The organism is Rubellimicrobium thermophilum DSM 16684, assembly GCF_000442315.1.
GTDB lineage: Bacteria > Pseudomonadota > Alphaproteobacteria > Rhodobacterales > Rhodobacteraceae > Rubellimicrobium > Rubellimicrobium thermophilum.
Genome location: NZ_KE557321.1, coordinates 296,380 through 320,606, shown reverse-complemented (window position 1 = coordinate 320,606; position 24,227 = coordinate 296,380). Strand labels below are relative to the sequence as shown.

Here is a 24,227-nt window from a genome sequence, read left to right as displayed (position 1 = left end):
GCCGTCAGGCAGCAGGGGGCGGCCGGAAGGCCTCGGGGACGGCATCGCGGCCCTCGAGCACGAGATCGGCCATGAGCCGGGCCATCTCGGGCGCGAGGGCAAGGCCGATGCGGAACCCCCCATTGGCGACGAAGCGCCCCGGGCCGACGGCCCCCAGCACGGGCCGCCCCGTGGCTGCGCGGGGCCGCAAGCCCGCCCAGCGTTCGACGACCGGCGCCCCGGCCAGCGCCGGCACGAGCGCCACGGCCCGTTCCAGCACCGCATCGAGCCGCGCATCGGTAGCAAGGTCGTCCCAGCGGTCCTCCGACGTCGAACCCACCGCCACCGTCCCGTCGGCATGGGGAACGATGTAGAGGCCCGGGGCATGGATCTGCGGCGCCTCCTCCCGCCCCGGCAGGCAGAGCCGCGCCGCCTGCCCCTTCACGCCCCCGCCCCAGCCACGCGCCGCCAGCCCCGCAGCGCCCATGGCCTCGATGACGGCGCCCTCCTCGGGTCCTGCGGCGACGATCTCCCCTCCCCGCGCCCGAATCGCGGCGGCCAGCGCCGCCAGCGCCCGGCGGGGGGCAATCCGCGCGGCCAGCGTGTCATGCACGACAAGCCCGGTGGGAGAGACCGGCCCCCAGTCTTCGGGCGCCGGCTCCACCCTCCAGGCGCCCTCGCCCTGCCAGAGCGCCTGCGCGGCGGCCTCCCTCTGCCGCGCGGCGGCCACCGCCTGATCGTCGCGCAGCGGCATCAGACGGCCCGTGCGGGCAAGGCCGGGATCGCCCCCGCCTGCCGCCGCCACCCCGGCCCAGAAGGTCGGGGCGTTCCGCAGCGCCGCGAACTGGATGGCCTTCAAGGCATCCCAGCGCTCCGGCGCATGAGGGGAAAGCGACCCCACCACGCCCCCCGAGGCCCCTGCACCGATCCCCCCGGGATCGATCACGCGCACCCGCGCACCGCGTTCCGCGCAGGCCCAGGCACAGGCCAGACCCGTCACCCCGGCACCCAGAATCGTTACCTCTGCCCTTGCCATTCCCGCTCCCGCCCCCCAAGAGTGCGCCGGCTTCCCATCGCACGGGGCATCATGACGGGCCAGAGCGCCGAGCTGGACTGGCAGGGGGACACGCCCGTGTCGCGTGCCTTCGGTGATCCCTATTTCTCGCTCGAGGGGGGTCTGGCCGAGACGGCCCATGTGTTCCTGGCCGGCAACGGCCTCCCGGGGCGGCTGCGGCCCGGTTTCACCATCCTCGAACTGGGCTTCGGCACGGGACTGAACTGTCTGGCCACGCTGCGCGCGATGCGGGAATCGGGCCTGCCCGGCCCCATCCATTACACCAGCTTCGAGGCCTTCCCGATGGGGCCCGCCGATCGGGCCCGGGCGCTCTCGGCCTTTCCCGAACTGGCGCAGGACGCAGCCCTGCTGGCCGCGGCGCTGGCCCGCGGCCCCGGTCCGCAGGATCTCGGCGGTCTGGTCCTCACAGTGGTGGAGGGCGATGCGCGCCAGACTCTGCCCGCCTGGCCGGGCCGGGCCGATGCCGTCTTCCTTGACGGCTTTGCCCCCGCCCGCAATCCGGAGATGTGGGAGCCCGCCCTGCTGGCCGCCGTGGCCGCGCGCCTCGTGCCCGGCGGCACGCTGGCCACCTATACCGCCGCGGGGGCCGTGCGACGGGCCCTGGAGGCGGCGGGCCTCGTCGTGGAACGACGCCCCGGCTTCGGGCGCAAGCGGCACATGACGGTCGCATACAAGCCTGCGGAGCCCCCCCGATGAGCCGCAACCCCCGTGCCGGCATCCTGCTGATGATCCTGACCTGTGCGGTCTTCGCCGCCCAGGACGGCCTGTCGCGGCACCTCGCCGAACGCTACGGCGTCTTCATGGTGGTGATGATCCGCTTCTGGTTCCTTGCGGCCGTCGTCATCCTGTGGACGCGCGCCCGCACCGGCAGCCTGCGGGCCGTGCGTTCGGCCAGCCCCCTTCTCCAGATCCTGCGGGGCCTGCTCCTTGCGGGGGAGATCTGTGTCATGGTCTGGGCCTTCACCCTTCTTGGTCTGGCCGAAAGCCATGCCGTCTTTGCTGTCAGTCCGCTGCTGGTCGCCGCCCTGTCCGGGCCGATCCTGGGCGAGCGGGTGGGCTGGCGGCGCTGGACAGCCATCGGGATCGGATTTGCGGGCGTGCTGGTGATCCTGGCCCCTTCGGACGGGGTGATCGACCCGCGCGCGGCCGTGCCGCTGCTGTCGGCGGCGATGTGGGCGCTCTACGGGCTGCTGACACGGCTGGCTGCGCGCCACGACCCCGCGGCCACGAGCTTCTTCTGGACCGGGATCGTCGGTGCCCTGGCCATGACGCCGGCCGGGCTGTGGACCTGGACGCCGATGGAAGGCACGGACTGGGCCGTGATGGGGCTGCTCTGCGTCACGGCCGCCGCGGCGCACTGGCTGCTCATCAAGGCTTATGAGCTGGCCGAGGCCTCGGTTCTCCAGCCCTTTGCCTTCCTTCAGCTCGTCTTCGCCTCGGCGCTCGGCGTCCTGCTCTTCGACGAGACGGTCGAGCTCCATGTCGCCATCGGCGCGGCCGTCGTGGTGGGGGCGGGGCTGTTCACCCTCTGGCGCGAACGCCGCGCCCGCCTGGCCGCAACACGGGAGACCGTCTCATGACCGATGATCGCCCCGCCATCCTGTCCCTGGTCCGGTTACCCGAACCGCAGCAGCGCGAAATGGAGGCGACCTATGCCGTCCATGATGCGCCCTCGCCCGCCATCCGGGCTGTCGTCACCGACGGCCGGCGCGGACTTTCGGCGGCAGAGGCGGCCGCGCTGCCCGGCTTGCGCCTTGTCGCATCGGCCTCGGCAGGGATGGAGGGGATCGACCGCGCGGCGCTGGAGGCGCGCGGGGTGGCGCTGGCCAATGTCGGCCCCGCCCTGGCCGGCGAGGTCGCGGATCACGCGATGATGCTGCTGCTGGCCGCCTGGCGGGGCCTGCCGGCCCAGCATGCCTTTGTCCGCTCGGGCGCCTGGTCGCGCGAAGGGCACTGGCCGCTGGGGCGCAGCCTGGCCGGGCGGCGGCTGGGGCTGCTCGGCATCGGCGGCATCGGACAGGCGGTGGCGGCGCGGGCCCTGCCCTTCGGCCTGCGGATCCTCTATCACGCCCGTCATCCGCGCGATCTGCCCTGGACCTTCGTGCCGGATCTTCTGGATCTGGCACGGCAGAGCGACATCCTGGTGGTAGCCGTGCCGGGGGGCGAGGCGACGCGCGGCCTCGTCTCGGCCGCCGTGCTCGACGCGCTGGGCCCCGAAGGCGTCCTCGTCAATGTCGCACGCGGCAGCGTCGTGGACGAAAAGGCGCTGATCGCAGCCCTGTCGCAAGGGCGGCTCGGGGCGGCGGGTCTCGATGTCTTCGCCTCCGAGCCGGACCCCGATCCGCGTCTGACCGCGCTGCCCAATGTCGTTCTGACCCCCCACAGCGCCTCGGCGACGGAAGAGACGCGCGCGGCGATGGCGCGCATGGTGCTCGACAATCTCGCGGCGTTCTTCGCCGGCCGGCCGATGCCCGGCGCAGTCTGACGGTCCGGCTTCGGCCGCCGGTCTCCGCAGCCGTCCTAGAGCCAGCCGAGCAGCGCCATCAGTTGCAGCGCCGCATCCTGCGCAGGGGTCTGGCGCCGGATCCCCGCCCGCCGCAGGGCCTGCAGGCGTGCCAGGCCCGAGGGCAGCGCCCGGAGGCGTGCGAAATCGTCGCGCAGGGCCTGCGCCTCTGGTGTCAGAAGCCCGCGCACGGCATCGAGACCGGCCAGGTTGCGTGTCACCCAGTTGCGCCAATCGCCGCGCCGGACATTCCCAACCCGTCTGCAAAAGGCGCCCAGGCCCCGATGCGCCCCCCATGTGATTGGCATCATGCTGACGGTAGAGGACGCCCGGCACCGGGTCGATCACAATGCGGGCCCCGGCGCCTGCGGCGACGAGATAGATCCACCAGTCATGGTGGCGCACGCCATGGGTCAGCGCCGCCTGCGCCGAGCGCCGGATCAGCACCACCGCACGGGGATCGAGCAGCATCGTGTTGCCGGCCAGGACATTCTGCACCAGGGCATTGGCAAAGCAGGGTCTGCGCGGGGGCAGGGGCGAGGGGTCGAGCGGGCGGAGCTGGGCATCCACCCGGATCGTCGTTCCGGCCACGACCGTGGCCGTCCCGTCCGTCAGATGCGACAATCCCCGCGCCAGACGATGTGGCAGCCAGACATCGTCCTGATCGGCCAGGGCGACAGGGATGTCAGGCAGGTCGCCCCGGGCGAGAAGGGTCAGATAATTTGCCGCGCTGCCCATCTGCGGCCCCTCGATCAGGCGCACCCGGCCGGGATGGCGGATGCGGAAGGCCTCGAGGATCGCCGGCGTCGCATCCTGCGAGCCATCGTCCGAGGCCCAAAGCATCCAGTCCACCCCGTCCTGCGCCTCGAAGGAGGCGAGCTGGGCAGGCAGATGGGCCGCGCCGTTGCGTGTGCCCATCAGGATGAGGACGGACGGCGCCATGCGGGCTGGCGGCCGGACGGCCGCTCAGTCCTTGGCCCGTTCGACGTAGGATAGATCCTCGGTATTGATGACGATGCGGGCGCCCGGGCCGATATGCGGCGGCACCATCACCCGCACCCCGTTGGTCGCGACCGCCGGCTTGTAGGAGGAGGAAGCGGTCTGCCCCTTCACCACCGGTTCGGTCTCGGCAATCTCCACGACAACCTTCTGCGGCAGTTCGATGGCGATCGCATTGCCCTCGAAGGTCTTGACGAAGCAGCGCACCCCTTCGGTCAGGAAGGCCTTGCCCTCGCCCACCACGTCATGGGGAACGACGATCTGCTCGAAGGTCTCGGGCTCCATGAAGTGGAAACCCTCGCCATCCTCATAGAGGAAATCATATTCGCGTTCGTCCACATTGGCGCGTTCCACCTGCTCGGTGGTGCGCCAGCGTTCCGTCACCTTCACCCCGTCCGAGATGCGGCGCATGTCCACGCTGGTGGTGGGCGTACCCTTGCCGGGATGGAAGTTCTCGGCCCGCAGGACGACATAGAGCTTGCCGTCCATCTCGACGACATTGCCCTTGCGGAGCGAGGAGGCGATGACCTTGACCATGGCGTGACGTCCTTCGGCGATTGGTGCGCGTCCCCCGCCGCCGGGCCGGAAAGCCGGCCGTCCAGCCGCGCACCGGGGACCATCAGGCCGCCCCTAGCGCATCGCGGGACGCAATGCCAGACCGCGCCGTGCGATCGGGGGGACGGGCGGGGGGACGGGCGGGGGGGGCTGCGCCCCGGCCGGGCCCGGCGACACCGCGGGACGGCCTTCCCTGTGCCGGCCTCTGCCGCTAGAGCGCCGCGCATGACCGATTCCCAGTCCTCCCCCTGGTGGAGCCCCGCCCGGCACGAGGGGCGCCGCCCCCTCCTGCATGCCCGGGCCCGGCTCATGCGCAGCCTGCGCGCCCATTTCGATGCGCAGGGTTTCCTCGAGGCCGATCCCTCCGCCCTGGCCATCAGCCCCGGCAACGAGGCGCATCTGCATGCCTTTGCGACGGTCGCCACGGGCCCGGACGGGACGCGCCGGACGCTGCATCTGCACACCAGCCCCGAATTCGCGCTCAAGAAGCTGCTCGCCGCGGGAGAGACGCGCCTCTATGCCCTGGGGCATGTCTGGCGCAACCGCGAGCGCGGGCCGCTTCACCACCCCGAATTCGCGATGTTCGAATGGTATCGTGCCCGCGAACCCTACACCGCGCTGTGGGAAGACTGCATGGCCATCCTGCGCCTTGCGGCCGAGGCCGCCGGAAGCCGCATCCTGCGCTATCGCGACCGGACATGCGACCCCTTCGCCGAACCGGAGGTGCTGACGGTGGCCGAGGCCTTTGCGCGCCATGCCGGCATCGACCTGCTTTCCACCCTCGCCCCCGACGGCACGCCGGACGCCGCCGCGCTTCGGGCCCAGGCCGAAGGAACGGGGCTGCGGCTTGCCCCCGACGACGGCTGGTCGGACATCCTGTCGAAGATCCTTACCGAGCGGGTCGAGCCGCATCTGGGCCTGGGACGGCCGACGATCCTCGACCGCTATCCGGCCGCCGAGGCCGCCCTGGCCCGCCGCACGCCGGACGATCCGCGCTGCGCCGAACGCTTCGAGCTCTATGCCTGCGGGGTGGAGCTCGCCAACGGCTTCGGCGAACTGACCGATGCGCAGGAACAGCGCGCCCGCTTCACCGCCGAGATGGACGAGAAGGAACGCCGCTACGGCGAGAGATTGCCTCTCGACGAGGATTTCCTCGCGGCGCTGCCGCTCATGCCGCCGGCTGCGGGCTGTGCGCTGGGCTTCGACCGGGTTCTGATGCTGGCCACCGGCGCGCCCCGCATCGACGAGGTGATCTGGGCCCCCGTCCCCTGAGAGGCCGGGGAGAGGGTCGGGCAGGGGCCGCCAGACCGGCCGGAGCCGCAGCGCCTCCGCCCCGTTCGACCGAAGCGGGCCGGACGGCGGGGCGGCCCCACAGGGGGTGTTGCGCGAATCGGGGCCCGACCGTTCGGTGCCGCAAGGATTCGTCAACCCCTGTCCGGCATCCTGATCGGCAAGTGATTCGCCAGGGAGACCCCATGTCCTTCGCCTGCAATTCTGACCGGCCCGCTGGAATCCGCCGCGCAGCTGCCCTAGAGGGGGCAGAACCGCAGGAGATGCCCGTCATGGCCCCCGATACCGTTCAGCCCCCCCTGCCCGACTACAAGGACAGCCTGAACCTGCCCCGGACGGAGTTCCCGATGCGCGCGAACCTCCCCGGGCGCGAGCCGCAATGGCTTGCCCGCTGGGACGCCCTGGGCGTCTATGCGCGCCTGCGCGCTTCGGCCTCGGGGCGGACGCCCTTCGTGCTCCATGACGGGCCGCCCTATGCCAACGGGCATCTCCATATCGGGCACGGGCTCAACAAGATCCTCAAGGACATGGTGGTCCGCTCGCGCCAGATGATGGGCCATGACAGCCGCTATGTCCCCGGCTGGGACTGCCACGGCCTGCCCATCGAATGGAAGATCGAGGAACAGTATCGCGCCCGGGGGCTCGACAAGGATGCCGTGCCGGTCGTGGATTTCCGCCGCGAATGCCGCCGCTTCGCGGAACACTGGGTGTCCGTCCAGCGCGAGGAGTTCCGCCGTCTCGGGATCACCGGCGCCTGGGATGCCCCCTATCTCACCATGGACTTCCATGCCGAGGCCGTGATCGCCGGGGAATTCCTGAAATTCCTCATGAACGGCTCGCTCTATCAGGGGTCCAAGCCCGTCCTCTGGAGCCCGGTGGAGAAGACCGCCCTGGCCGAGGCGGAGGTCGAATATCACGAGGTGACGAGCCACCAGATCTGGGTGCGCTTTGCGGTTGCGGCCGGCGGCGCGGCGGATCTGGCCGGGGCGGCCGTCGTGATCTGGACCACGACACCCTGGACGATCCCCTCCAACCGGGCGGTGGCCTTCAACCCGGCCCTCGCCTACGGCCTCTTCGAGGTCGAGGCCGCGGCCGAGGGCGCCGCCGCCCGTCCCGGAGAGCGCATCCTCCTCGCCCTGGACCGCGCTGAGGACAGCTGCAACGCCGCCCATGTCTCCCGTCGGCGTCTGCTGCGCGAGGTCCCGGCGGAGGAACTGGCCGCCCTGGCGCTGGCCCATCCCTTCCGGGGACTGCCGGGGTCCCATGGCGAATGGGATTTCGATGTTCCCATGCTGCCGGGCGAGCATGTCACCGCCGATGCCGGCACCGGCTTTGTCCACACCGCACCCAGCCACGGCGACGAGGACTATCAGCTCGGTCTGCGCCATGGCCTGCCGATGACGCACAACGTGCTGGAGGATGGCCGCTACCGCCTTGACCTGCCGCTCTTCGGCGGGCAGGCCATCATCACCCCCGAAGGTCAGGAGGGACCGGCGAATGTCAGCGTCATCAAGGCGCTGCACGCCGCCGGGGCGCTCTTCGCCAAGGGCCGGCTGCGGCATTCCTATCCGCACAGCTGGCGTTCCAAGGCGCCGCTGATCTACCGCAACACACCGCAATGGTTCGTCGCCATCGACAAGCCCCTGGACGACGGGCTCTGCCAGCATGGCGCAACGATTCGCGAACGCGCGCTGCGCTCCATCGACGAACTGGTGCAGTGGATCCCGCCTTCGGGGCGCAACCGCCTGCGCGCGATGATGGAGATGCGGCCCGACTGGGTGCTGAGCCGCCAGCGCGCCTGGGGCGTGCCGCTGACGCTGTTCGTGCGCCGGGGCGCGCGGCCCGACAGCCCGGACTTCCTGCTGCGCGATCCGCGCGTCAATGCCCGCATCGTCGAGATCTTCGAACGGGAAGGCGCCGATGCCTGGTATCCCAATGTCCCCCTGCCCGTGCTGACGCGCGAGGGCACGCCCGAACAGGAGGCCGAGAAGGCCCGCGTCAAGGCCCGCTTCCTCGAAGGCCTCGTGAACCCGGACGAATGGGATCAGGTCTTCGACATCCTCGACGTGTGGTTCGATTCGGGCTCGACCCATGCCTTCGTGCTGCGCGATCGCCCGGACGGCACGCCCGACGGCATCGCCGATCTCTATCTGGAGGGGACCGACCAGCATCGCGGCTGGTTCCATTCCTCGCTGCTCCAGGCCTGCGGCACCATCGGCCGCGCCCCCTATCGGGGGGTGCTGACGCATGGCTTCACGCTCGACGAGCGGGGCATGAAGATGTCCAAGTCGCTCGGCAACACGGTCGCGCCGGGCCAGGTGACGAAGGATTACGGTGCCGACATCCTGCGGCTCTGGGTCGCCCAGTCCGACTATACCGCGGATCTGCGCATCGGCCCGGAAATCCTGAAGGGCACGGCCGACAGCTATCGCCGCCTGCGCAACACGCTGCGCTTCATCCTCGGCAGCCTCGGGGACGGCGAAGCCGAAGAGCCCGCCACCCTGCCCGAGCTGGAACGCTGGGTGCTCCACCGGCTGGCCGAGATCGATGCCGATCTGCGCCGGGACTATGAGGCCTACGACTTCCAGGGCGTGTTCCGCGCGGTGTTCGAGTTCGCCACCTCGGATCTGTCCGCCTTCTATCTGGATGTGCGCAAGGATGCGCTCTACTGCGACGGCGACACGCCGCGCCGGAGGGCTACGCGCTGGGTCCTGGCCCGGATCTTCGAACGCCTGACCGCCTGGCTGGCCCCGATCCTGCCCTTCACGATGGAGGAAGCCTGGCTCGAACGGCACGGCAAGAGTCCCGAGGGCGCAGAGGGCTCGATCCATCTGCTCGATTTTCCCCCGACGCCTGCGGCCTGGCGGGACGATGCCCTGGCCGCGCGCTGGGAGAGGATCCGCGCGGCCCGGCGCGTGGTGACCGGTGCGCTCGAGCCACAGCGCACGGCCAAGGTCATCGGCGCCTCGCTCGAGGCGGCGCCCGTGGTGCATGTCCCGGATGATCTTCTGCCGCTGCTCGAGGGGGCCGACTTTGCCGATCTGTGCATCACCTCGGCCATCACGGTGACGGCCGATCCCGCACCCGAAGGGGCCTTCCGCCTGCCGGATGTTCCCGGCGTCGCCGTGGTCTTCGCCCTCGCCGAGGGCGACAAATGCCAGCGCTGCTGGAAGATCCTGCCCGATGTCGGCACCCATGCCCATCCCGGCGTCTGCGCCCGCTGCGAGGCCGCTCTGACGGAGCCCGATGGCGAACAATGACCCCCGGTCTCTTCGCCCTGGTCCTGGGCGCGGCCTTCCTGCATGCGGCCTGGAACGCGGTCGTCAAGGTGGGAGCCTCGAAGATCGGGGCGATGCTGGTCGTCAGCCTGGCCGAGGTCGCCATCGGCATCGGGGTGGTGCTGTCGCGTCCGGCGGTCGCGCCGGCGGCCTGGCCCTGGATCGTCGCGGCAAGCTGCACGCATCTGGCCTACAAGTCCTTCCTGACCTTTGCCTATGAGCGGGGCGACCTGTCGCGGGTCTATCCGCTTGCGCGGGGGGCGGCGCCGATGCTGGTGGCGCTGGTGGGGGCCTTCGCCCTCCCCGATGCGGTGGCGGCGCATGAATATGCGGGGATTGGCCTTCTGGGCACGGGGATCCTGCTGATGGCGCGCGGCGTCTTCACCTCGAAGGAGGATCGGCGCCTGCTGCCCTTTGCGCTGCTCTCGGCCCTGGCGACCGCCTGCTATACGCTGATCGACGGCCTCGGGGCGCGCGCCTCGGGCGAGGCGGTGGGCTATGTCGGCTGGATCTTTGTCGGCGGGGGTGCGCTCTATGCGGCGACCGTCCTGCTGTGGAAGGGCACGGCGCCGCTGCCGCGCCGTGCGCGGGACTGGGTTCTGGGCGCGATGGGCGCCGCGGCCTCCTATGGCGCCTATGGCGTGTCGATCTGGGCGATGACGCTGGCCCCCATCGCCGTGGTCGCGGCCCTGCGCGAGACCTCGATCCTCTTCGCCGTGCTGATCGGCTGGTTGCTGTTCGGCGAACGGATGGACGGGCCGAAATGGGCGGCGGCGGGACTGATCGTTGCAGGGGTGATGCTGACGCGGCTCTAGCCGGCGGCGGGTTCAGCCCTCCCGCCCGTAGATCAGCTGCTGGGCGGCCCCCGCGCACAGCAGATAGAGCGAGGTCAGCCCGAGCCCGGCATGGGCAATCGGGCCGATGCGGAAATCCATCCAGGCCGCCCATCCTGCGAACAGGACCCACAGCAGCGCGACCGGCAGCGTCACCGCCCGCCAGCGGGCGGTGCGCACGGGATGCACGAACTTCACCGGCAGGAACATCAGGACCGCCAGACCGGTGACAAGGCCCAGGATCGGCCAGAAATTCGTGCCCGGCTCGAACCAGGCGAACAGCACCAGCGCCACCATGTTCCAGCAGGAGGGAAAGCCGGAAAAGGACCAGTCGCGCGTCTTCATCCGCGTGTCGGCGAAATAGAGCGCCGAGGCAAAGGTGATGACGATGATGGCAAAGAAGCCGGTCCAGCCCGGCAGAAGACCGGAATTGAACAGGGCATAGGCCGGCACGAACACATAGGTGAGATAATCCACCACGAGGTCCATCAGGACCCCGTCGAAGACCGGCATGGTATGCTTGACGTCGTAACGCCGGGCGAGAGGGCCGTCGATCCCGTCGGCCACCAGGGCCACGACAAGCCACAGGAACATCATGTTCCAGTCGCGTTGGACGGCCTCGAGCATGGCGAGCATCGCCCAGACGGCACCCGAGGCAGTCAGGAAATGGACGGCAAGAGCCTTGAGGGTGGCGGGCGTCATGCGCCCGTGATGCCGCATCAGGGCGCCGGGGGCAAGCCGGAGTGCCCTTGTCCGTCCCGGTCCGGCCGGGTAACCCCCCCCCCATGCCGCGTTATGCCTTCCGCATCGAATATTTCGGCGCTCCCTTCGCCGGCTGGCAGCGGCAGGCGGGGTTGCCCAGCGTGCAGGGCGCCTTCGAGGCCGCTCTGGCACGGCTCGATCCCGGCCCTCATGGTGTCGCGGCGGCAGGACGCACGGATGCGGGGGTCCATGCGCTCGGCCAGGTTGCCCATGCCGACATGGCCCGCGACTGGGACCCGTTCCGGCTGATGGAAGCAATCAACGCGCATCTGCGCCCCGCGCCGGTCGCCGTCACGGCCTGCGCGGTCGTGCCCCCGGACTGGCATGCCCGCTTTTCGGCAATCGAGCGAGGCTATCTCTACCGCATCGTGACGCGCCGCGCGCCGCTGACCTTCGGGGCGGGGCATGCCTGGCTCGTGCGGCATCGGCTCGATGCGCAGGCGATGGCCGAAGGCGCGCGCCATCTTGTCGGGCGGCACGATTTCACCACCTTCCGGTCTGCCATGTGTCAGGCGGCCAGCCCGCTGCGCACGCTCGATGCCCTCGAGGTGCAGCCGATCGACGGGCCCGAAGGGCAGGAGATCCGCATCCGGGCACGGGCCCGCAGCTTCCTGCACAATCAGGTCCGCTCGATGGTGGGCAGTCTCGAACGGGTGGGGGCCGGGGCCTGGAAGCCCGAGCGCATGGCCGAGGCCCTCGCCGCGCGCGACCGCGCGGCCTGCGGTCCCGTCGCGCCGCCGCAGGGGCTCTGGCTCACCCATGTGCGCTACGACCCCGATCCCTTCACCCCTCCCTGAGGGTTGGGCAAGAACTCCCCCATACGGGGACACGGGGTGCGAGAGGCTTCCCTTCGCCTTGCCCCTCGGCCTAACCTGTCCTCCACGCCCCCATCCGGGAGGACCGATGCCCCGTCATGCCCTTCTCGCGCTTGCCCTCCTTGCCGCGGTGGTCGGAACGGCTGTCCGGGCACAGGATTTCGCGCTCATGGTGCCCGAGGGCACGGGGCAGGAGCTGCGCCGTGCGCTCGAAGGCGCCTCGCTGACGCTGGCGCTGTCCGAAGAGGACGCGGCCGCACCGCAGGACATCGTCGCCGCGGCACGGGCCGACTATCGCCGCTTGCTGACCGCCCTCTATGCCGAAGGGCATTACGGCGGCACCGTCTCCATCACCATCGACGGCCGCGAGGCCTCGGCCATCCTGCCTCTCGCCGCGCCCCGGACGGTGGAGCGTGTCGTGCTCGCGGTCGATCCCGGTCCTGTCTTCACCTTCGGCGAGACCGTCATCGGTCCGCTCGCGCCCGGCACCACCCTTCCGGAGGACTTCGCCGCCGGCGCAATCGCGCGCAGCGAAACCCTCCGCGCCGCCTCGCGCGAGGCGATTGCCGCCTGGCGGCAGGCAGGCCATGCCAAGGCAGGAATCGGCGGGCAGGAGATCGTCGCCCGCCATCCCCAGGGGCGGCTCGACGCGCGGCTGGCCATCGACCCCGGTCCGGCCCTCACCTTCGGCCCTGTCTCCGTCTCCGGCAATGCGCGCGTCCGCACGGATCGCATCCTCGCCATCGCGGGGATTCCGACGGGTGCCCGCTTCGACCCGGACGAGCTTGACCGCGCCGCCGCCCGCCTGCGCCGATCGGGGGCCTTCAATGCCGTGGCGCTGGTGGAATCCGAGACCTGGACCCCGGAGCTGACACTGCCCATCGCCATCCAGACGACCGAGGCCCTGCCCCGCCGCTTCGGCTTCGGCGCCGAGATCAGCTCGGCTGACGGCCTGTCGGCCAATGCCTTCTGGCTCCATCGCAATCTTCTCGGCGGGGCCGAACGGCTGCGCATCGAGGGCGAGATCGCCAATATCGAGGGCGGGGCCCTGGGCCTGTCGGGCGGGGGCGCGGACTATGCGCTGGGCGCCAGCTTCGCGCGCCCGGCGACACTCGACCCGGATACGGATCTCATCCTGTCGACCCGCCTCGCCCATCAGGATGAACAGGATTACAGGCTCGACCGGCTGAGCTTCGATGTCGGGCTGACCCGTCATGCCAGCGAGACCCTCACCCTCACCGCCGCGGCGGGCCTTCTCGTCGCGCGCGAGGAACGGGCCGCCGGCTCGCGCCGCTATACGCTGCTGACGCTGCCCCTGGGCGCCGAACGGGACCGGCGCGACGATCCGCGCGACCCGCGCGGGGGGTTCTATCTCGATCTCGAGGCCATGCCCTTCCTGACGGTCGCCGGCGACAGCGGCTCCGGCCTGCGGCTGATGGGGGATGCGCGGGCCTATCGCAGCCTCGGCGAAGCCGTGACCCTCGCAGGCCGCGTGCAGGCCGGCAGCGTGATCGGTCCGGACCCGGTCGATGCGCCGGCCGACTTCCTGTTCTTCTCGGGGGGCGGCGGCACCGTGCGCGGCCAGCCCTATCAGGCGCTCGGCGTCACGACGACCGTCGGAAGCACCGATCTGCGCACCGGCGGGGCGTCCTTCCTCGGCTTTCAGGGCGAAGGGCGCATCGATCTGCGCCGCAACATCCAGGCGGCGGCCTTTGCCGATTTCGGCTTTGTCGGCCCCGATCCCGTCCCCTCGGATGAGGGCGACTGGCATGCAGGGCTCGGCATCGGCGCGCGCTATCTCAGCCCCGTGGGGCCGATCCGCGTCGATCTGGCCACGCCGGCGACCGGCGACGACGCCTTTTCCCGGGTCTTCCTCTATATCGGTATAGGTCAGGCGTTTTGAGACGGTTTCTCCCCGCCCTCCCCCTTCTGTTGCTTCTGGCCGCGCCCCTTGCGGCACAGACCCCCGCTGAGCAGGACCGCGACCGCGGCTTCCTGACGGGGCTCATCGAGGATGCCCTCTCCTCCAGTGCGCGCAGCGTCGTCATCGAGGGCTTCGAGGGGGCCCTGTCCTCGCGCGCGAGCGTGGAATCGCTGATCATCGCCGACCGCGAAGGGGTCTGGTTCCGGGCCGAGGATCTCGTGCTCGACTGGAACCGATCCGCATTGCTGCGCGGCCGCATCGAGGTGCAGGAGCTGTCGGCGGGTCGCATCGAGATCATCCGTCCCCCCCTGCCCGATCCGGCCCTGCCCCGCCCCCGAGGCGACCCCCTTCAGCCTTCCCGAACTGCCGGTCTCCATCGGGATCGGCCGGATCCGCAGCGACCGCATCGTGCTGGGCGAGGCCCTGCTGGGTCAGCGGATCGCCCTGGATCTTGACGGCTCGCTCGCTCTCGCCGGCGGAGAGGGAGAGGCGCGGATCACCGCCCGGCTGGTCGAGGGGGGCGAAGGCGCGCTCGAATTCGCGGGCTCCTATTCCAACAGCACGCGCATCCTCGCGCTCGATCTCGACCTGAGCGAGGCGCCGGGCGGGCTGGCCGCGCGGACTCTCGGCCTGCCGGGGCTGCCTTCGGTGGATCTGCGCATCGCCGGCACGCCCCCATCGACGACTACGAAGCCGCCATCAGTCTGGCCACCGACGGACAGCCCCGCGTCTCGGGTGCCTTTGCCTTGCGCTCGACCGATCGCGATGCCGCAGGCGAGGTGCTCTCGCGCGCCTTCGGCCTGGACCTGCGGGGCGATCTGACGGCGCTGCTGCCGGACGAGGCGGGGTCCTTCTTCGGCCCCGATGCCGGTCTGCGCGTCAAGGGGATCCGCCGCGCCGACGGTTCGCTCGTGTTGACCTCGCTCGGCCTGTCGGCGCAGGCGGCCGCGCTGTCGGGCCGGGCCGAGTTGACGCCGCAGGGCTGGCCGGCCCGTCTCGAACTGCAGGGAACCATCGGCGGCGGGGAAGGCGGCACACCCGTCGCCCTGCCCGGTGCGCCCGGCACGACGGTCGAGCGCGTCACGCTCGACATCGCCTATGACCGCACAAGGGACGAAGGCTGGACGGCCCGCTTCGCCATCCGCAATCTGCTGGCTCCCGGCCTCGGCATCCCCGATCTGACCCTGTCCGGCGGCGGCACCATCCGCCCCGCGACCGACAGCACACCCGGCCTCTTCACCGCCCGGCTCGACTATGCCGCCACGGGGCTGGCCTTCGATGATGCGGATCTGGCCCGGGCGATCGGCTCCACGGTCGCCGGCAGCCTCGATCTCGTCCGGGGAGAGGACGGCGGGCCGCTGCGCATCCGTCGCCTGACGCTTGCCGGCCCCGGGGTCGAGGCCTCTCTCGAGGGGACGGTTGCCGGCCCGACCGAAGGCTGGCTGGTCCAGAGCTCGCTGCTGCTCGAGGCCGCGGATCTGTCCCGCTTTGCCGGGCTTGCGGGTCGCGATCTGGGCGGCGGGGGGGATCTCACGATCGTCTCGGCCATCCGCCCGCTCGACGGCATCTTCGATGTCGCGCTCTCGGGTCGCACGCGCGACCTGCGCCTGGGGATCGCTGCGCTCGATCCGCTGCTCGCCGGCGAGGGGGGGCTCTCCCTGGCCGCCGCGCGCGACGAGCGGGGAACGCGCATCAACCGGCTGGCGATCGACACGCCGGCGCTGTCCCTCTCGGCCCGCGCCGGCCTTGCCAGCAGCCGGAGCGACGCCGCCTTCGACCTGGCCCTGTCCGATATCGGCCTTCTGCTGCCCGGCCTGATCGAGGCACCGCTCCCCGACCTGTCGGGCCCCGGCCGCATCGCCGGAACGGCCACGCGCGACAGCCTGGGCCAGATCGTGCTGGAGACGCAGGCCAGCGCCCCCGGACTGTCCCTCGGCCTGCGCGCCGCCCGGACGGCAGGCCCGGCGCCTGATATCGCCGGCCCGGTCGATTTCGCGCTCTCGGCCCGTGTGGCGGATGCGGCGCCCTATGCGCCGCTGCTGGGCGCCCTGCCCGTGCCCGCCGCCTTCGCGCCCCGGGGGGGGCTGAGCGTCGATGCCGCCGGCCGCATGGCGTCGGATCTGGCGACCTTCGACATCGCCCTGTCCGCGGCCAGCCGGGATTTCGCGACAGGTCTGGCGCGGCTCGATCCGCTGCTGGCCGGCCAAGGGGACCTCTTCGCCCGGCTGATCCGCACCGGGGCCGACAGCGTCACGCTGGACCGCTTCCGCCTGGTCACGGATCGTCTTGCCGTGACCGCGCAGGCCGCCTTCGCAGGGGGGACCGGCAGCGCGAGCTTCGATGCGCAGCTCGACGAAGCCTCTGTCCTGCTTCCGGGCCTCACCGGGCCGCTGCGCCTCCAGGGCAGCGCCGCACCGGCCGCCGACGGGACGGTGGCCCTCGAGGCGCTGGCCGATCTGCCCCGGGGCGAGGTGCGGATCGACGGCAGCCTTGCGCCGCAGGACGGGAATGCCTTCTCGGGGCAACTGCTCCTGGACCTGCCGGATCTCTCGCCCTACGGGGCGCTGATCGGGCGCGACATCGCCGGCGCGGTGCGGGGCTCTGTCACCGGAACGCTCCGGCCGGACCTGTCCTCGCTGGCGCTGAGCCTCGATGCCGCAACGCGCGACCTCGATCCCGGCAGCCCCGCCGCGGCCCGCCTCCTGGCAGGATCCGGAACCGTCTCGGCCGCCCTGTCGCGCAGGGACGACGGCCCGATCCGCATCGAACGCCTTGCGGCACGCTTTCCCAATCTTGCGCTCGAGGCCTCGGGCGAGGGCGAGGAAGGCGGTCGCGCCACCATCGCCCTGAACGCCCGCCTGACGGATGTGGCCCTCTTCGCGCCGGATTTTCCCGGCACGGCCACGGCCCGCGGCACGATCGCGACAGGGGACGGCGGCGCCCGTCTCGATCTCGTGCTGACTGGTCCCGGCAATATCGAGGGCCGCGTCACGGGCGGCATCGCGGGCGACCGGGCGGATCTCGCGGCCACGGGACGGGTGCCGCTCGGTTTGCTCAACACCGTCATCGAGCCCCGCCGCATCGAGGGTCTTGCCACCCTCGACCTGCGGCTTGCCGGTCCCCTGGCCCTTGACTCCCTGTCGGGGACGATCCGCACCGAAGGGGCAAGGCTGGCCGATCCCGCGCTGCGCGCCGCTCTCGAGGGCATTGCCGGCAGCGTCACCCTCTCGCGCGGGACCGCCCAGCTTGCCCTGGGCGGCAGTCTGGCCGATGGCGGACGGATCTCGGTCTCGGGGCCGGTCGGCCTGACGGCCCCCTTCAGGGCCGATCTGGCCATCGCCGGCGACGGCCTCGTGATCCGCGATCCCTCGCTCTATGAGGCCCTGCTGTCCGCCCGGCTGGGCCTGTCGGGCCCCCTCGCAGGGGGGGGCAGGGTGGCAGGCCGCATCGATGTGGCGAATGCCGAGATCCGCGTCCCCTCATCGGCGGTGGGCGCTCTGGGCGACCTCCTTCCCGTGCTGCATGTGGACCCCCCGCTCCCCGTGCGCCAGACGCTGGGGCATGCCGATCTCTCCCTCACCGGCCGCGATCGGCAGACGGCGGATGCGGAAGGCCAAGGGGGCCTCGCCCTCGATGTTCTCGTCTCGGCCCCTGCGCGCATCTTCGTCCGCGGCCGCGGCCTCGATGCCGAGCTCGGCGGAGAGCTGCGCCTGTCCGGAACCACGCGCCGCATCATCCCCGCGGGCGAGTTCTCGCTGTTGCGCGGGCGCCTGTCGATTCTCGGTCAGCGCTTCGACCTGACCGAAGGCTCGGCCACCTTGGAGGGCGATTTCACGCCTGTCCTCCGCCTGGCGGCCCAGACCCGGGCACGCACCGGCACGACCATCCGCGTGATCCTCGAAGGCCCGGCCGACGATCTCGATCTGCGTCTCGAATCCTCGCCCGAACTGCCCGAGGACGAGGTGCTGGCCCAGCTCATCTTCGGCCGCGACCTGTCCTCCATCACGCCCTTCCAGGCGGTCCAGCTCGCCGCGGCGGTCGCCGAACTTGCGGGGCGCGGCGGCGGCCTCGTGGAGGAGCTGCGTGCCGGGGCAGGCTTTGCCGATCTCGACATCACCACCGATGCCGACGGCAATACCGCGCTGCGCCTCGGCCGCTACATGACCGAGAACATCTATACGGATGTCCTTGTGGGGGCCGAGGAGTCGGTGGCGACGATCAATCTCGACCTCACCCCCGATCTCACCGTCCGCGCCGGCGTCTCGAGCGCGGGCGAAACCGCGCTCGGTCTCTATTACGAACGCGATTACTGAGGGGGGGGCGGACAGCCAGCGCCGGGGGGGCGGCGCCTCAGGCCGCCCCAGCCGGGGTCTCGGCAAAGAGCGGCGTGGGTTCGTCCCAGTAGAGACAGGCGGCGCGATGATCGGGGCCGACGGGAAAGGCCGGGGGCACCTCGGCCGCACAGTCGGGGCGCGCCTTGGGGCAGCGGGTGCGGAAGACGCAGCCCGAAGGGGGGGCAAGGGGCGAGGGCAGCTCGCCCTCGAGCACCGGGCGGGGCCGCGCCTTCTCGCGCCGGGGATCCGGGATCGGCACAGAGGCGATCAGCGCCTGCGTGTAGGGATGGCGGGGATGCGCCACCATCTCGCGCGAGGGGGCGATTTCCATGAGGCGGCCCAGATACATCACAAGGATGCGGTCGCTCACATGGCGGACCACGGACAGGTCATGGGCGATGAACAGCATCGCGATGCCCAGATCCCGGCGCAGCTCCCGCAGGAGGTTGACCACCTGCGCCTGCACCGACACATCGAGGGCCGAGACCGGCTCGTCGCAGAGCAGCAGCTTCGGCCGCAGGATCAGCGCGCGGGCGATGCCGATGCGCTGGCACTGCCCGCCGGAGAATTCATGCGGATAGCGGTTGATCATCGTGGGCAGCAGGCCCACCCGCTCGAGCGCCTCGGCCACCCGTCTGCGGACTTCGGCCCGCGGGGTTTTCGGGAAATGCGTCGTCAGGGGCTCGGCGACGATGTCGCCCACCGTCATGCGCGGATTGAGCGCCGCCAGCGGGTCCTGGAAGATCATCTGGATGTCGCGCCGCCGCATCCGCCGCGCCTCGGGAGGAAGGCGCGACAGGTCCTCGCCCTCGAAGAGGATGCGCCCTTCGGACGGCACCGTGCCGATGATCGCGCGGGCCAGGGTGGACTTGCCCGAACCCGATTCGCCGACGATTCCCAGCGCCTCGCCCGCGTGAAGGTCGAAGCTCACGCCGCCCACCGCGCGCAGGCTGCGCCAGGGTGTCCAGGGCCAGGCGCCGCGCGGGCGGATGGCAAAGGTCACGCGCAGGTCGCGCACCTCGAGGATGGGTCGGTCCGGCCCGGCCGGGGCGGTTGCGGATGCCTTCGCGGGGACGGTCATGGCATGGCCTCCCTTCGGGCCAGGATCTCCTCGACGGAGAGGTTGCAGGCGCGCCGGCGCCCGTCGGGCAGCGTCACCAGGGGGGGGCGGCGCGTCTCGTTTCCGGGGACGGCATAGGCGCAGCGTGGAAAGAACGGACAGCCCGGCGGCAGGCGGCTCATGTCCGGCGGATCCCCCGCGATGGTCAGGAGCATCTCGTCCTCCCGGTCGATGCGCGGCACGGCCGACAGAAGGCCCAGCGTGTAGGGATGCGTGGGCCTTTCGAAGAGAAGGGTTGTCGGCCCCTCCTCCATGATCTGCCCGCCATACATGACCAGGGTGCGGTCGCAGAAACCCGCCACCACGCCCAGATCATGGGTGATGAGGATGACGGCCGTGCCCAGCTCGGCCCGGATGTCGCCGAGCAGCTTCATGATCTGCGCCTGCACCGTGACGTCGAGCGCCGTCGTCGGCTCGTCGGCGATCAGCAGTTTCGGCCGGCAGAGCAGCGCCATCGCGATCATGATCCGCTGGCGCATACCGCCCGAGAACTGATGCGGGTAATCATGCACCCGCGCCTTCGCATCGGGGATGCGCACGAGATCGAGCATCCGCACCGATTCGGCCACGGCCTCGCGCCGGCTCATCCCCTTGTGGAGCGTCAGCACCTCGGCCATCTGCTCGGACACGCGCATGTAGGGGTTGAGCGAGGTCATCGGGTCCTGGAAGATCATCGCGATCTCCTTCGCCCGGATGCGGTTGAGCTCGCGCTGGGGCAGGCCGAGCAGATCGCGCCCGCCATAGCGCACGCGCCCCCTCGCCCGTCCGTTCGCCGCCAGCAGGCCCATGGCGGCATAGGCGGTCTGCGACTTGCCCGATCCGCTCTCGCCCACGATGGCGAGCGTCTCGCCCTCCTCCAGCGCAAAGCTCACCCCGTTGACCGCGTTCACCGTCCCGTCGCCGGTGGCGAAGGTGACGTGCAGATCCTCGATCTCCAGAAGCGCGGCCATCTCAGCGGTCCTTGGGATCGAGGGCATCGCGGAGCCCGTCGCCGACGAAGTAGAAGGCGAAGAGCATGGCGACGAAGAAGAACAGCGGAAAGCCGAGCTGCCAGGGCACGCCATTGCCGATCTGCGCCGCCCCGCGCGAGATCAGCGACCCAAGCGAGGTGTTGGGCTCCTGCACACCGAGGCCGAGGAAGCTGATGAAGCTTTCGTAGATGATCATCTCCGGGATCAGCAGCGTCGCATAGACCACGACGACGCCCGCCAGGTTGGGGACGATGTGGCGCAGGATGATCGTGAGGGGGCGCACGCCCGTGGCGATGGCGGCCTCGACGAACTCCTTGTTCTTGATGGACAGCGTCTGGCCCCGCGCGATCCGCGCCATCGACAGCCAGGACACCAGTCCGATGCCGATGAACAGCATCAGGAGCGAGCGGCCGAACATCACCAGAAGCAGGATGAGGACGAACATGAAGGGGATCGACAGCAGGATGTCCACGATCCGCATCATGATGCTGTCCACGCGGCCGCCGACATAGCCGGCGATGGCCCCGTAGAGCGTGCCCACCACGACGGCGACCAGGCTGCCGACGATGCCGATGAGCAGCGACAGCCGCGTGCCCTGCACGGTGCGGGCGAACAGGTCGCGTCCTTCCTGATCGGTGCCGAAGTAATGGCCTGTCGCGAAGGACGGCACCCCCTTCGTGGCGTTGATGCCGATCAGGGTGAAGTCGATCGTGTCGCGTTCGTATTGCGCGACCAGCTCGCCGCCGAAGGCAAAGATGGCGATCAGCCCCAGCACCACGAGCGAGACCGTCGCCGCGCGGTTGCGGAAGAAACGCCGCCGGGCATCGGCCCAGAGCGACCGGCCCTGCGGGAGGTCGGCGGCGGCGGGAAGCGGATCGAGGGGGTCGGTGGTCAGCGCCATGCGCGTCCCCTTCCTGTCAGAGACGGATCTTGGGGTCGATCCATGCGTAGAGGATATCGACCACGAGGTTGAACAGGATGGTAAGCGCCCCCACGAGGATCGTGACCCCCATGATGACGGAATAGTCCCGGTTCAGCGCCGAGTTGACGAAATACTGCCCGATCCCGCCGGTGGAGAAATAGACATCGATCACCACCGATCCGGTGATCATCGCCACGAAGGCGGGGCCGAGATAGCTCAGCACCGGCAGCAGCGCGGGCTTGAGCGCGTGCTTCCACACGATGCGCCGCATCGGCAGGCCCTTGGCGCGGGCGGTGCGGATGAAGCCGGAATTGAGCACCTCGAGCATCGAGGACCGCATGATCCGCGCAATCGCGGCAAGGTAGGAGGTCGAGAGGGCGACGACGGGCAGCACGACATATTGCCACTGGCCGCCGCGCCAGCCTCCGCCCGGCAGCCAGCCGAGCCAGAGCGTGAAGACGATCACGAGGATCGGGGCCAGCACGAAATTGGGCAGCACGCTCGCGCCGATGGCCGATCCGGTGGCCAGATAGTCCAGCCAGGTGTTATGGCGGATCGCCGCCACGACCCCCAGCGCCACGCCGAAGGTGACAGCGACGACGAAGGCCCAGAACCCGTAGGTCAGCGTGACCGGGAACCCCTGCGCGATCAGGTCCGAGACCGTGTAGTCGCGCAGCCGGAAGGAGGGGCCGAAGTCGAAATGCAGCACGATGTTCTTCACATAGTTGAACATCTGCACGACATAGGGCTGATCGAGCCCGTAGCGGGCCTCGATATTGGCCATCACCGCCGGAGGCAGGGGGCGTTCGCTGTTGAAGGGCCCGCCCGGCGCGGCGAACATCAGCACGAAGGAAATGACGATCAGGATCAGGATCGTCGGAATCGCCACCAGAAGGCGGCGGAGGATGAAACTCAGCATGGACGGGATCCCTGGGCTTGCGCGCAGGACGGCGGCTGGCGAGCCCGCCCCCTGCCCGGGGACGGGCCCAAGGCCTTCAGACCCGGCTCACTGCTCCGCGACCCGGTACATCGTCCGGCCGTACCAGTTTTCCTGCGCGTTCTCGAAGGGATAGCCGCGGATCGACGGATCCATCAGGATGTTGCTGGAGTAGAAGTAGATCGGGATCACCGGCACCTGTTCGGCGATGATCCGGTCCACCTGCTGATAGAGAGGCAGCGTGTCCTCGGCCGTGCGGGCCTCCAGCATCAGGGCATCGAGTTCGGGGTTGGAAAAGGCCGAATCGTTGTAGCCCGAGCTCGTGGTCACGATGTCGAGGAAGGAGGATGCCTCGTTGTAGTCGGCACACCATCCGGCACGGGCCACCTCGTATTGCTGGCTGCCACGGGCATCGAGGAAGGTCTGCCACTCCATGTTGGCCAGAGTCGTGTCCACGCCCAGCGTCTGCTTCCACATCTGGCCGATCGCCACCGCCAGCTGCTGATGCGCGTCCGAGGTGTTGTAGAGGATCTCGAGCGTCAGCGGCTCTCCGCCCGTGCCATAGCCGGCCTCCTGCATCAGGCGCTGGGCTTCGGCGTTGCGCTCCTCCTGGGTCATGGTCATGCCGAAGAGGTCATCGGGCACCTCGTAGCCGGCCACCGCCCAGTGGCCGAGCCCGTAGGCCGGCACCTGCCCGCCGGCCAGCACGTTCTCCACCAGCAGGTCGCGGTCGATGGCCAGCGAGAGGGCCTGGCGCACGCGCTGATCCTTGAGGGCCTCGGGCCCGGACTCGCTCAGATTGAGGTTGTAGTAATAGACGCAGAGATTGGGCAGGGCATGGGCCTCGTCCGGCCGCTCCGCCAGCAGGCGCGGATACTGCCCGATGGGGATGTCTGTCTGGTCCAGCTCCCCGGCGAGATAGCGCGTCAGCGCCTGGTTCTCGTCATTGATGATGAGAGCCGTGATCTCCTCGAGGATGACGTTCTCCGCATCCCAGTATTCGGGGTTCTTCGTCATCACGAGGCGTTCCTGCGGGACGCGCTCGCTCAGGACATAGGCGCCGTTGCCGACCATGTTGCCCGGCTGCGTCCAGGCCGCGCCATGCTCCTCGACCACCGCGCGCGGCACGGGGAAGGTCGTGGTATGGGTCAGCATCTGGAGGAAGTAGGGCAGCGGCGTGGTGATGCGGACCTCGAGCGTGCGGTCGTCGATCGCGCGCACGCCCAGATCCTCGACGGGCCGCTCGCCGGCGATGACCTCCGAGACATTCTCGATCTGCATCAGCTCCAGATACCACGAATAGGGCGAGGCGAGCTCGGGGCTCGCGGCGCGCTGCCAGGCATAGACGAAGTCATGCGCCGTGACCGGTTCGCCATTCGACCAGCGCGCCTCGGGGCGCAGATGGAAGGTATAGGTCAGCCCGTCCTCGCTCACCTCCCATTCGGTGGCCACGCCCGGTATGACATTCCCCTCGGCATCCTGGTTCAGCAGCCCCTCGAAGAGCTGGCGGGCGACATGAGAGCCTTCGACATCTTCGACCATGCCGGGATCGATCGAGGGGAACTCGTCGAGCACCCGATAGGTAAAGGTCTGGTTGTCCGACAACGTCTCGCCCTCGGCCGGCATTGCCCCCTGCGCGAGCGCGCCCGTGGCGACCAGTGCGGCGAGCGAGGCCGCCAGGGTGAACCTTGTGGTCATGGAAGACTCTCCCTTCGTGTTCTTGTTGTGCTGTTGGCGGGACCCCGGGCCCCGCGCGGTTGTCCTGCCGGACCCCGTTCCGTCGGGGGCCGGACCTGCGGGACACTTTGGCGCCGTGCCTGCTGTTGTCCAGCGGAAAGCGTGCCGGACGCGGCGTGACATCGCGGCACGGCGCCCTGCCGCCGAACGGACGGGCGCCGGGGGGGGCGAGGTGGGGGCTTGCAGAGGGGAC

At 70.4% G+C, this 24,227-nt stretch carries 20 protein-coding genes and 1 pseudogene; 11 read left to right on the top strand and 10 right to left on the bottom strand.

Going from position 1 to position 24,227, the window contains the following annotated elements; genetic code table 11:
• Positions 1-4: 4 nt before the first annotated feature.
• Entirely contained in the window at positions 5-1,015 is a 1,011-nt protein-coding gene (locus tag RUTHE_RS09345) for an NAD(P)/FAD-dependent oxidoreductase (RefSeq protein ID WP_021098142.1), read from the bottom strand.
• 51 nt (positions 1,016-1,066) lie between these two features.
• Here RUTHE_RS09345 and mnmC2 point away from each other — a divergent pair, with 51 nt between their 5' ends.
• From mnmC2 to RUTHE_RS09330, 3 genes are read left to right on the top strand one after another with little or no spacing between them, the layout of a single operon-like run.
• Positions 1,067-1,750, top strand: a complete 684-nt coding sequence (gene mnmC2 / locus RUTHE_RS09340) for a tRNA (5-methylaminomethyl-2-thiouridine)(34)-methyltransferase MnmC2 (RefSeq protein WP_021098141.1) — start codon at positions 1,067-1,069, stop codon at positions 1,748-1,750.
• Positions 1,747-2,634 (top strand): DMT family transporter, encoded by an 888-nt coding sequence (locus RUTHE_RS09335; RefSeq protein ID WP_021098140.1) that lies wholly within the window; start codon positions 1,747-1,749, stop codon positions 2,632-2,634. Before mnmC2 ends, RUTHE_RS09335 begins: the two co-directional genes overlap by 4 nt.
• Positions 2,631-3,539 carry a 2-hydroxyacid dehydrogenase gene (locus tag RUTHE_RS09330; protein WP_021098139.1) on the top strand — a complete coding sequence of 303 codons (909 nt, stop codon included), beginning with the start codon at positions 2,631-2,633 and terminating at the stop codon, positions 3,537-3,539. The genes RUTHE_RS09335 and RUTHE_RS09330 overlap by 4 nt, the downstream gene beginning before the upstream one ends.
• 35 nt (positions 3,540-3,574) lie before the next feature.
• On the opposite strand, the gene RUTHE_RS15475 is transcribed toward RUTHE_RS09330, so the two are convergent.
• From RUTHE_RS15475 to efp, 3 genes and pseudogenes are all read right to left on the bottom strand, one after another.
• Positions 3,575-3,778: a hypothetical protein gene (locus RUTHE_RS15475; RefSeq protein WP_144079643.1), complete on the bottom strand. Its 204-nt coding sequence runs from the start codon at positions 3,776-3,778 to the stop codon at positions 3,575-3,577.
• A 370-nt stretch (positions 3,779-4,148) separates the two neighbouring features.
• Positions 4,149-4,475: pseudogene (locus RUTHE_RS18625) on the bottom strand (glycosyltransferase); the annotation flags it as partial.
• A 48-nt stretch (positions 4,476-4,523) separates the two neighbouring features.
• On the bottom strand, positions 4,524-5,093 hold the full coding sequence (gene efp / locus RUTHE_RS09320) for an elongation factor P (RefSeq protein ID WP_021098137.1): 570 nt from the start codon (positions 5,091-5,093) through the stop codon (positions 4,524-4,526).
• 243 nt (positions 5,094-5,336) lie between these two features.
• On the opposite strand from efp, the gene epmA reads away from it, so the two are divergent.
• From epmA to RUTHE_RS09305, 3 genes are all read left to right on the top strand, one after another.
• Positions 5,337-6,383 (top strand): EF-P lysine aminoacylase EpmA, encoded by a 1,047-nt coding sequence (gene epmA, locus RUTHE_RS09315; RefSeq protein ID WP_021098136.1) that lies wholly within the window; start codon positions 5,337-5,339, stop codon positions 6,381-6,383.
• A gap of 290 nt (positions 6,384-6,673) precedes the next feature.
• Entirely contained in the window at positions 6,674-9,661 is a 2,988-nt protein-coding gene (gene ileS / locus RUTHE_RS09310) for an isoleucine--tRNA ligase (RefSeq protein WP_021098135.1), read from the top strand.
• Positions 9,658-10,494 carry a DMT family transporter gene (locus RUTHE_RS09305; protein ID WP_021098134.1) on the top strand — a complete coding sequence of 279 codons (837 nt, stop codon included), beginning with the start codon at positions 9,658-9,660 and terminating at the stop codon, positions 10,492-10,494. The genes ileS and RUTHE_RS09305 overlap by 4 nt, the downstream gene beginning before the upstream one ends.
• A 12-nt stretch (positions 10,495-10,506) precedes the next feature.
• Here RUTHE_RS09305 and RUTHE_RS09300 read toward each other — a convergent pair whose 3' ends face one another.
• Entirely contained in the window at positions 10,507-11,214 is a 708-nt protein-coding gene (locus tag RUTHE_RS09300; RefSeq protein WP_021098133.1) for a CDP-alcohol phosphatidyltransferase family protein, read from the bottom strand.
• 83 nt (positions 11,215-11,297) lie between these two features.
• On the opposite strand from RUTHE_RS09300, the gene truA reads away from it, so the two are divergent.
• The 5 genes from truA (at position 11,298) to RUTHE_RS09285 (ending at position 18,326) form a co-directional block, all read left to right on the top strand.
• Positions 11,298-12,071 (top strand): tRNA pseudouridine(38-40) synthase TruA, encoded by a 774-nt coding sequence (gene truA / locus RUTHE_RS09295; protein WP_040645549.1) that lies wholly within the window; start codon positions 11,298-11,300, stop codon positions 12,069-12,071.
• A 106-nt stretch (positions 12,072-12,177) separates the two neighbouring features.
• Complete coding sequence (locus tag RUTHE_RS09290; RefSeq protein ID WP_021098131.1) at positions 12,178-13,992, top strand: autotransporter assembly complex protein TamA; 1,815 nt, start codon at positions 12,178-12,180, stop codon at positions 13,990-13,992.
• Positions 13,989-14,468 carry a hypothetical protein gene (locus tag RUTHE_RS15465; RefSeq protein WP_021098130.1) on the top strand — a complete coding sequence of 160 codons (480 nt, stop codon included), beginning with the start codon at positions 13,989-13,991 and terminating at the stop codon, positions 14,466-14,468. Before RUTHE_RS09290 ends, RUTHE_RS15465 begins: the two co-directional genes overlap by 4 nt.
• A complete protein-coding gene (locus tag RUTHE_RS15460; protein ID WP_051150431.1) occupies positions 14,422-14,835 on the top strand; it encodes a hypothetical protein in 414 nt (137 codons plus the stop codon). The genes RUTHE_RS15465 and RUTHE_RS15460 overlap by 47 nt, the downstream gene beginning before the upstream one ends.
• Positions 14,760-18,326, top strand: a complete 3,567-nt coding sequence (locus RUTHE_RS09285; RefSeq protein ID WP_021098129.1) for a translocation/assembly module TamB domain-containing protein — start codon at positions 14,760-14,762, stop codon at positions 18,324-18,326. The genes RUTHE_RS15460 and RUTHE_RS09285 overlap by 76 nt, the downstream gene beginning before the upstream one ends.
• A gap of 37 nt (positions 18,327-18,363) precedes the next feature.
• Here RUTHE_RS09285 and RUTHE_RS09280 read toward each other — a convergent pair whose 3' ends face one another.
• The 5 genes from RUTHE_RS09280 to RUTHE_RS09260 form a co-directional block, all read right to left on the bottom strand.
• Complete coding sequence (locus RUTHE_RS09280; protein WP_021098128.1) at positions 18,364-19,428, bottom strand: ABC transporter ATP-binding protein; 1,065 nt, start codon at positions 19,426-19,428, stop codon at positions 18,364-18,366.
• The gene (locus RUTHE_RS09275; RefSeq protein WP_021098127.1) at positions 19,425-20,417 is read right to left on the bottom strand and encodes an oligopeptide/dipeptide ABC transporter ATP-binding protein; all 993 of its coding nucleotides are present in this window, start codon (positions 20,415-20,417) and stop codon (positions 19,425-19,427) included. The genes RUTHE_RS09280 and RUTHE_RS09275 overlap by 4 nt, the downstream gene beginning before the upstream one ends.
• A 1-nt stretch (position 20,418) precedes the next feature.
• Positions 20,419-21,339 (bottom strand): ABC transporter permease subunit, encoded by a 921-nt coding sequence (locus tag RUTHE_RS09270; protein ID WP_021098126.1) that lies wholly within the window; start codon positions 21,337-21,339, stop codon positions 20,419-20,421.
• 16 nt (positions 21,340-21,355) lie between these two features.
• A complete protein-coding gene (oppB, locus tag RUTHE_RS09265; RefSeq protein WP_021098125.1) occupies positions 21,356-22,279 on the bottom strand; it encodes an oligopeptide ABC transporter permease OppB in 924 nt (307 codons plus the stop codon).
• 87 nt (positions 22,280-22,366) lie between these two features.
• Positions 22,367-23,995, bottom strand: a complete 1,629-nt coding sequence (locus RUTHE_RS09260) for a peptide ABC transporter substrate-binding protein (RefSeq protein WP_021098124.1) — start codon at positions 23,993-23,995, stop codon at positions 22,367-22,369.
• Positions 23,996-24,227 lie beyond the last annotated feature (232 nt).

What these genes read in the sequence shown, in the direction of transcription:
- RUTHE_RS09300 (WP_021098133.1), bottom strand. Translation starts at nt 11,214, where the DNA reads ATGACGCCCGCCACCCTCAAGGCTCTTGCCGTCCATTTCCTGACTGCC.
- mnmC2 (WP_021098141.1), top strand. Translation starts at nt 1,067, where the DNA reads ATGACGGGCCAGAGCGCCGAGCTGGACTGGCAGGGGGACACGCCCGTG.
- truA (WP_040645549.1), top strand. Translation starts at nt 11,298, where the DNA reads ATGCCGCGTTATGCCTTCCGCATCGAATATTTCGGCGCTCCCTTCGCC.
- RUTHE_RS09335 (WP_021098140.1), top strand. Translation starts at nt 1,747, where the DNA reads ATGAGCCGCAACCCCCGTGCCGGCATCCTGCTGATGATCCTGACCTGT.
- RUTHE_RS09260 (WP_021098124.1), bottom strand. Translation starts at nt 23,995, where the DNA reads ATGACCACAAGGTTCACCCTGGCGGCCTCGCTCGCCGCACTGGTCGCC.
- RUTHE_RS09290 (WP_021098131.1), top strand. Translation starts at nt 12,178, where the DNA reads ATGCCCCGTCATGCCCTTCTCGCGCTTGCCCTCCTTGCCGCGGTGGTC.
- RUTHE_RS09345 (WP_021098142.1), bottom strand. Translation starts at nt 1,015, where the DNA reads ATGGCAAGGGCAGAGGTAACGATTCTGGGTGCCGGGGTGACGGGTCTG.
- epmA (WP_021098136.1), top strand. Translation starts at nt 5,337, where the DNA reads ATGACCGATTCCCAGTCCTCCCCCTGGTGGAGCCCCGCCCGGCACGAG.
- RUTHE_RS09280 (WP_021098128.1), bottom strand. Translation starts at nt 19,428, where the DNA reads ATGACCGTCCCCGCGAAGGCATCCGCAACCGCCCCGGCCGGGCCGGAC.
- RUTHE_RS09330 (WP_021098139.1), top strand. Translation starts at nt 2,631, where the DNA reads ATGACCGATGATCGCCCCGCCATCCTGTCCCTGGTCCGGTTACCCGAA.
- RUTHE_RS09275 (WP_021098127.1), bottom strand. Translation starts at nt 20,417, where the DNA reads ATGGCCGCGCTTCTGGAGATCGAGGATCTGCACGTCACCTTCGCCACC.
- efp (WP_021098137.1), bottom strand. Translation starts at nt 5,093, where the DNA reads ATGGTCAAGGTCATCGCCTCCTCGCTCCGCAAGGGCAATGTCGTCGAG.
- oppB (WP_021098125.1), bottom strand. Translation starts at nt 22,279, where the DNA reads ATGCTGAGTTTCATCCTCCGCCGCCTTCTGGTGGCGATTCCGACGATC.
- RUTHE_RS09270 (WP_021098126.1), bottom strand. Translation starts at nt 21,339, where the DNA reads ATGGCGCTGACCACCGACCCCCTCGATCCGCTTCCCGCCGCCGCCGAC.
- ileS (WP_021098135.1), top strand. Translation starts at nt 6,674, where the DNA reads ATGGCCCCCGATACCGTTCAGCCCCCCCTGCCCGACTACAAGGACAGC.
- RUTHE_RS09305 (WP_021098134.1), top strand. Translation starts at nt 9,658, where the DNA reads ATGACCCCCGGTCTCTTCGCCCTGGTCCTGGGCGCGGCCTTCCTGCAT.